This window comes from Streptomyces sp. RP5T (assembly GCF_003933965.1).
Classification (GTDB): Bacteria; Actinomycetota; Actinomycetes; order Streptomycetales; family Streptomycetaceae; genus Streptomyces.
Genome location: NZ_RSAJ01000441.1, coordinates 1 through 6,996 on the forward strand (window position 1 = coordinate 1; position 6,996 = coordinate 6,996).

Genomic DNA, 6,996 nt, shown 5'->3' on the forward strand with positions numbered 1-6,996 from the left:
CCCGAAAAGGTCACCCGTTCGCCCCAAGAACTCCCGTTCCCCCTGGGGCCTCGAACCGCACGGCCCCGAGTTCGCGCTCGCCAGGTCCGCCACCTGGCCTGAACCGGACCACACCACAACCACCGAGACCACCCGCTACGACGCCGCCACCGCCCGGAGCTGGGACCGATTGCACCTCCGGCTGGCCCACCGCACCTGCTGGCTCGATTGCGACGGCGAACTCTCCTTCATCGAGGGTAGGTTGATCCGCCTAGAGGTCGCCCACCTACCCGGCGACCGCAACCCCGAGCCCGTGTGGCTGTGGTCCTCGGTAACTGGTGCCGCCGCTGCCGACATCGACCGCTGGTGGCGCCCTACCTGCGCAGATTCGACCTCGCACACACTTTCCGGCTCTGCAAACCGCCAACGAACTCGACCTCACCCGCCGGGACCCGACCTTCCGTGAGCGCTAGGGTCCCGAACTCCTCGCCGCCCTGCTGACCCGGTTCAGGCCGTTCCCGAGCCAACTCGCCTGGCGGGAAACTCCTTCCTTCCTGCACGCCCCTTGACTTCTCAAGAGCCCCGCGCGACGTTCCGGACCCTTCGTCCATACCGACCGCAGGGGGGACCCGACCATGAGCGTGACCCGAAGACACCTGCTGGCCGCCGGGGCCGGGGCGGCCGTCGCCGCCGGGGTGCAGCAGGGCGCGAGCGCCGCCGACCTGCCGCCTCTCGGGACGTACGACGTCGTCGTCATCGGTTCCGGCGCCGCCGGCATGACCGCCGCGCTCACCGCCGCCAAGCAGGGGCTGAGCACCGTGGTGCTGGAGAAGGCGCCCACTTTCGGCGGGTCCGCGGCCCGGTCCGGGGCCGGGATCTGGATCCCCAACAACCCCGTCGTCCTGGCCGCCGGTGTCCCGGACACCCCCGCCAAGGCGGCCGCCTACCTCGCCGCCGTCGTGGGGTCCGACGTCCCCGCCGCCCGGCAGCGGGCCTTCCTCGCGCACGGCCCCGCGATGATCTCCTTCGTCATGGCCAACAGCCCGCTCCGCTTCCGCTGGATGGAGGGGTACAGCGACTACTACCCCGAGCTCCCGGGCGGCCTGCCGAACGGCCGCTCCATCGAGCCCGACCAGTTCGACGGCAAGCTCCTGGGCGCCGAACTCGCCCACCTGAACCCGCCGTACCTCGACGTCCCCGCCGGCCTGGTCGTGTTCAGCGCCGACTACAAGTGGCTCGCCCTGTCCGCCGTGAGCGTCAAGGGCGCGGCCGTCGCCGCGGAGTGCCTGGCGCGGGGCACGAAGGCGGCCCTGCTCGGGCAGACCCCGCTCACCATGGGCCAGTCGCTGGCGGCCGGGCTGAGGAAGGGGCTCCTGGACGCGAACGTGCCCGTCCGCCTCGGCACGCCCCTCACCGAGCTCTACGTCGAGAACGGCGCCGTCGCCGGAGCCGTGACCCCGGGCGGCCTCTACCGGGCCCGCCGGGGCGTGATCGTCGGCTCCGGCGGCTTCGAGCACAACGCGGCGATGCGGGCCCAGTACCAGCGCCGGCCCATCGGCACGGAGTGGACCGTGGGCGCGAAGGAGAACACGGGGGACGGCATCCGGGCCGGGCAACGCCTGGGCGCTGACGTGGCGTTGATGGACGACGCCTGGTGGGGACCGGCCATTCCGCTCCCCGGCGACCCGTACTTCTGCCTCGCCGAACGCACCCTGCCCGGCGGGCTGATCGTCAACGCGGCGGGCAGGCGGTTCGTCAACGAGGCCGCCCCCTACAGCGACGTCGTCCACACCATGTACGACCGCAACCCGACCGACCCCGACATCCCGGCCTGGCTGATCGTCGACCAGAACTACCGCAACCGGTACCTCTTCAGGGACATCGCGCCGACCTTCGTCCTGCCCGCCGACTGGTACGGCTCGGGCGCCGCCCACAAGGCCTGGACGGTCGACGCCCTCGCCGCGTCCATCGGCGTGCCGGCCGGCGCCCTGCGGACCACCGTCGACCGCTTCAACTCCCTTGCCCTGAAGGGCGACGACCCGGACTTCGGCCGCGGTGACAGTGCCTACGACCACTACTACACGGACCCCTCGGTCCTGCCGAACTCCTGCCTGGCCCCGCTCTGGCTGCCCCCGTACTACGCCTTCCAGCTCGTCCCGGGAGACCTGGGCACCAAGGGCGGCCTGGTCACCGACGCCCGCGCCCGCGTCCTGCGCCCCGACGGCTCGGTCCTCCCCGGCCTGTACGCCGCCGGAAACGCCAGCGCGGCCGTCATGGGCCACAGCTACGCGGGCGCCGGCTCGACGATCGGCCCCGCGATGACCTTCGGGTACGTCGCGGCGCGGGATCTCGCCGGGGTGCTCTAGGGACGGCGGGCGATCAGGAACGCCTGCTGGGACACCTCCTCGGGGCCGGGTTCGCGCACCGTCTGCGAGACGAGCGAGAATCCGGCCGCGCGCAGCAACCCGGCGATCTGCTCCGGCCGCCGCCGCAGGAAGGTCAGCGCGACCGGCCGCCCCCACGGTCGGTCGTGATGCCGGTCCTTGTCGCCGGCCTGGAAGGCGACGAGGAGGTGCCCGCCCGGTGCCAGGACGCGGTGGAACTCGGAGAACAGGCGCGGGAGTTCGTCCGCAGGCGTGTGGATGGAGGAGTACCAGGACACGGCACCGGCGAGCGCCCCGTCGGGAAGGTCCAGCTCCAGCATCGAGCCCTGCTCGAACCGCAGCCCCGGGTTCTCCCGGCGGGCGATGGCCAGCATCGACTCCGAGAGGTCGAGCCCGAAGACGGACAGCCCGAGGGAGGCGAGGTGAGCGGTGATCCGTCCGGGCCCGCAGCCCAGATCGGCGACGCGTCCGTCCCCCACCAACTCGGCGAACCCGGACAGCAGCACCCGGTCCAGGGGGCTGACGGTGAGCACGCCCCGGAACTGCTCGGCGTAGTCCTCGGCCACGGTGTCGTAGAAGGTGCGGGTGGCGGTCACGAAGTCGGTGTCGGTCATGGCGGGGGACCCTAGCGGCCCCCACTGACACTCACGCGACACCGACCGCCCGCAGTACGGCAGTTGTGGCCGCCGCCCCCAGGACCACCACCACGAACGGTGCCCTGCGCCAGGCCAGTGCGGCCCCCACCAGGACTCCGGTCGGGCGGGCCCAGCCCGCGAAGTCGCTGGACTCCGTCAGGGCTCCCGTCGCCAGCAGTGCCACCAGGAGGACCACGGCGCCGGCGGACAGCAACTCCTGTGCCCGCTGCGGCAGTTCGACCCGTCCGTGCAGCGCCGGGCCGAGCAGCCGGAAGGCGTACGTGCCGACCGCCAGCGCCAGGATCATGGCGATCGTCGCGTTCACGCCGCCCTCCCGCGGCCGTGCAGGACCAGTCCCGCGAGCGCCACCAGCACCGGCACACCCGCCGGGACGGCCGGGGTGACCGCCAGGGCCAGCCCGGCGCCGAGCAGCGCGGAACGCCGTACGGCCGCATCCGCGCGCAGGACGGGCAGCACCAGGGCGACGAGCACGGCCGGGAAGGCCGCGTCCAGACCGTAGGTGCCGGTGTCGCCCAGCGCGCCCCCGGCGAGGGCCCCGGCCAGGACGCCGAGGTTCCAGACGACGAACAGGCCGACCCCGGAGACCCAGAACGCCGCCCGGCGCCGCGCCGGATCCGGCTGGGCCAGCGCGAAGGCCACGGTCTCGTCGGTGACCAGGTGGGCGCCGAGGAGACGGGCGAGTCGACCCCGGCCGAGGATGTCGGCCACCGCCAGGCCGTAGGCGACCGTACGGGCGTTCAGGAACAGGCCCGTGGCCGCCGCGGCGACCGGACCGCCCCCGGCCAGCAGCACACCCACCGCACTGAACTGGGCGGAGCCCGCGTACACGACCAGGGACATCACCACCGGCACCCACACCGGCAGGCCGCCGGTCACGGCGATCGCGCCGAAGGAGACGCCCACGACCCCGCTCGCCAGCCAGACGAGCGCGCTGTCACGGACCAGGGCTGTTCGCTCTGCCGTACGCATGTTCACTACAGTGGACGGGAGGAGTCATGTTCGTCAAGGCGAACGATCGTACCGATGGAGCGAACAGCATGCCCGAACGCCCCCTGGACTGGATCGCCGCCGCGCTCCGCCGTGAACGCACGCGCGCCGGCCTTTCCCTCTCCGAGCTGGCCAAACGCGCCGGCATCGCCAAGTCCACGCTGTCCCAGCTGGAGGCGGCGGGCGGCAACCCGAGCGTGGAGACGCTGTGGGCGCTGGGCGTGGCGCTCGGGGTGCCGTTCAGCACGCTGGTGGAGCCGCCGGTGTCGTCCGTGCAGGTCGTCAGGGCGGGCCGGGGGCCGACCCTGGCCTCGGAGAAGGCCGACTTCGCGGCAACCCTGCTGTCCGCCAGCCCGCCCGGGGCGCGCCGGGACATCTACCACCTGCGGGCCGAGCCGGGACCTGCGCGCGCATCGGAGCCGCACATCCCGGGGACCGTGGAGCACCTGATCGTGAGCACGGGACGGGTGAAGGCCGGACCCGCCGGGGAGGAGGTCGAGCTGCATCCCGGCGACTACATGACGTACCGCGGAGACGTGGCCCATTCGTACGAGGCGCTCGATCCCGGCACGACCTTCGTGCTCGTCATGCAGCACGTGTGAGAACGGGGCCGGGAAAGGCAGGAGCCCCGCTGCCGTGCGGCGCGGGGCTCCTTGGGTACTGCATTCAGGTCCGGATCAGAGGCTGGAGCGCCTATGAGACGGGATCACTATGAGACGGGATCGCTCAGACGGGGGTGACGTTCTCCGCCTGCGGGCCCTTCGGGCCCTGGGTCACGTCGAAGGAGACCTGCTGGTTCTCCTCCAGCGAACGGAAGCCGCTCGCGTTGATCGCGGAGTAGTGGACGAAGACGTCGGGGCCGCCGCCCTCCTGGGCGATGAAGCCAAAGCCCTTTTCGGCGTTGAACCACTTCACGGTTCCGGTAGCCATAAGCCCTCCTTGGGCCCAAAAGGGTTGCCCTGCTCCAGAACCTGCAAGTGTGAAAACAGTGCCGCACAACTGCATTCTTCTGAAAACGACTAGAGCCCGCGGTTACATGCTCCGCAGGCTCTGTACTGCAAGGGAAACCAAACTGCAACTTGCGGCGAGCCTAGCACGCAGGCAGCCGAAAGCAATAGAGGCCAAGATCACGTCACCCGGATGTTTGAAGATCGGAAAGGCGTTGACCCTGGGGCCGGAGTCCGAAGCGTACCCCAAAGGGTCTAGTGTCGCGATGTGGACAATTCTCGCACCCGGCCGCGCGTCGGCCACATCCAGTTCCTGAACTGCCTGCCCCTGTACTGGGGGCTCGCGAGGACGGGCACGCTCCTCGACTTCGAGCTCACGAAGGACACCCCGGAGAAGCTCAGCGAGAAGCTGGTGCAGGGAGACCTCGACATCGGGCCCATCACCCTGGTCGAGTTCCTCAAGAACGCGGACGACCTGGTCGCCTTCCCCGACATCGCCGTCGGCTGCGACGGCCCGGTCATGTCCTGCGTCATCGTCTCGCAGGTCCCGCTGGACGAACTGGACGGAGCGAGGGTGGCCCTCGGGTCGACCTCGCGAACCTCCGTACGCCTCGCCCAGCTCCTCCTCGCCGACCGCTTCGGCGTCCGGCCCGACTACTACACCTGCCCGCCCGACCTCAGCCTGATGATGCAGGAGGCGGAGGCGGCTGTCCTCATCGGCGACGCGGCGCTGCGGGCCAACCTCCTCGACGGCCCCCGCTTCGGCCTCCAGGTCCACGACCTCGGCTCGCTCTGGAAGGAGTGGACGGGGCTGCCGTTCGTCTTCGCGGTGTGGGCCGCCCGCCGGGACTACCTCGAACGTGAGCCGGTCATCACCCGCAAGGTCCACGAGGCGTTCCTCGCCTCCCGCAACCTCTCCCTGGAGGAGGTCGGCAAGGTCGCGGAGCAGGCGGCCCGCTGGGAGGCCTTCGACGAGGAGGTCCTGGAGAAGTACTTCACGACCCTGGACTTCCGCTTCGGCGGCCCCCAGCTCGCGGCGGTCACGGAGTTCGCCCGCAGGGTGGGACCGACGACGGGTTTCCCCGCGGACGTGAAGGTGGAACTGCTTCAGCCGTAACCTGCATCCAGACCTTACGGGGGACTTACGGGGGAGGCAGGATGCAGCCGCTCGGCGTCGACGAGCCCACCGCCGTGGGCCCCTACCGGCTGCTCGGCCGGCTGGGCTCCGGCGGCATGGGCCGGGTCTACCTCGGCCGCAGTGCCGGAGGCCGCACGGTCGCGGTCAAGATCGTGCACCCGCACTTCGCACTCGACGAGGAGTTCCGCGCCCGCTTCCGGCGCGAGGTGGACGCGGCGCGCAGAGTGGGCGGGGCCTGGACCGCCCCGGTCCTGGACGCCGACCCGGAGGCGCCGGTGCCCTGGGTCGCCACCGGGTACGCGGCCGGCCCCTCCCTGACCTCCGCGGTCACCGACGGGGGCCCGCTGCCCGAGCACTCGGTACGGGTCCTGGGCGCGGGGCTGGCCGAGGCGCTCGCCGCCGTGCACGAACTGGGCCTGGTCCACCGGGACGTGAAGCCCTCCAACGTCCTGCTCACCGTCGACGGCCCCCTCCTCATCGACTTCGGCATCGCCCGCGCCACCGACGGCACCGCGTCCCTGACCTCCACGGGGGTCTCGATCGGCTCGCCCGGCTACATGTCCCCCGAACAGATCCTGAGCAAGGGCGTGTCGGGCGCGGCGGACGTCTTCTCCCTCGGCGCGGTCCTGGCCTACGCGGCCACGGGGACGCCGCCCTTCCCCGGGGACTCCTCGGCCTCCCTGCTCTACAAGGTCGTCCACGAGGAGCCCGAACTCGGCTCGCTGAGCGGCGAGTTGCGGGAGGTCGTGGAGAAGTGCCTGCTCAAGTCGGCGCCGGACCGGCCGACTCCGGGCGAGGTGGCCCGCCGGCTGGCTCCGCAGGGCGCGGCCCGGCTGGTGGCGGCGGGGTGGCTGCCCGGGGCACTGGTCGAGCAGGTGGGGCGCAGCGCCGTACAGCTGCTGAAC

The 6,996-nt window shown here is 71.7% G+C and carries 8 protein-coding genes; 4 read left to right on the plus strand and 4 right to left on the minus strand.

The genetic code is table 11. The features are described 5' to 3' along the window. Positions 1–614 precede the first annotated feature (614 nt). Positions 615–2,345, plus strand: coding sequence for a 3-oxosteroid 1-dehydrogenase (gene kstD / locus EHS43_RS32750; RefSeq protein ID WP_125194299.1), 1,731 nt, complete (start codon positions 615–617; stop codon positions 2,343–2,345). Here the strand turns inward: kstD and EHS43_RS32755 are convergent. Genes EHS43_RS32755 through EHS43_RS32765 form a run of 3 tightly spaced genes read right to left on the minus strand, consistent with a single transcriptional unit; the run spans position 2,342 to position 3,988 of the window. Further along, positions 2,342–2,977, minus strand: a complete 636-nt coding sequence (locus EHS43_RS32755) for a class I SAM-dependent methyltransferase (protein ID WP_125194300.1) — start codon at positions 2,975–2,977, stop codon at positions 2,342–2,344. The genes kstD and EHS43_RS32755 overlap by 4 nt on opposite strands. A 31-nt stretch (positions 2,978–3,008) precedes the next feature. Continuing rightward, positions 3,009–3,323, minus strand: a complete 315-nt coding sequence (locus EHS43_RS32760) for an AzlD domain-containing protein (RefSeq protein WP_125194301.1) — start codon at positions 3,321–3,323, stop codon at positions 3,009–3,011. Continuing rightward, positions 3,320–3,988 (minus strand): AzlC family ABC transporter permease, encoded by a 669-nt coding sequence (locus EHS43_RS32765; RefSeq protein ID WP_125194302.1) that lies wholly within the window; start codon positions 3,986–3,988, stop codon positions 3,320–3,322. The genes EHS43_RS32760 and EHS43_RS32765 overlap by 4 nt, the downstream gene beginning before the upstream one ends. 68 nt (positions 3,989–4,056) lie before the next feature. Between EHS43_RS32765 and EHS43_RS32770 the strand changes: the two genes are divergently transcribed. After that, positions 4,057–4,608 (plus strand): helix-turn-helix domain-containing protein, encoded by a 552-nt coding sequence (locus tag EHS43_RS32770; protein ID WP_185806515.1) that lies wholly within the window; start codon positions 4,057–4,059, stop codon positions 4,606–4,608. 124 nt (positions 4,609–4,732) lie between these two features. On the opposite strand, the gene EHS43_RS32775 is transcribed toward EHS43_RS32770, so the two are convergent. Next, the gene (locus tag EHS43_RS32775) at positions 4,733–4,936 is read right to left on the minus strand and encodes a cold-shock protein (RefSeq protein WP_003992177.1); all 204 of its coding nucleotides are present in this window, start codon (positions 4,934–4,936) and stop codon (positions 4,733–4,735) included. Between the two features lie 285 nt (positions 4,937–5,221). On the opposite strand from EHS43_RS32775, the gene EHS43_RS32780 reads away from it, so the two are divergent. Both EHS43_RS32780 and EHS43_RS32785 read left to right on the plus strand, forming a co-directional pair. Next, positions 5,222–6,070: a menaquinone biosynthetic enzyme MqnA/MqnD family protein gene (locus tag EHS43_RS32780; RefSeq protein WP_125194304.1), complete on the plus strand. Its 849-nt coding sequence runs from the start codon at positions 5,222–5,224 to the stop codon at positions 6,068–6,070. Between the two features lie 41 nt (positions 6,071–6,111). Continuing rightward, the coding region (locus EHS43_RS32785; RefSeq protein WP_148104139.1) for a serine/threonine-protein kinase at positions 6,112–6,996 on the plus strand (885 nt) is incomplete at its 3' end.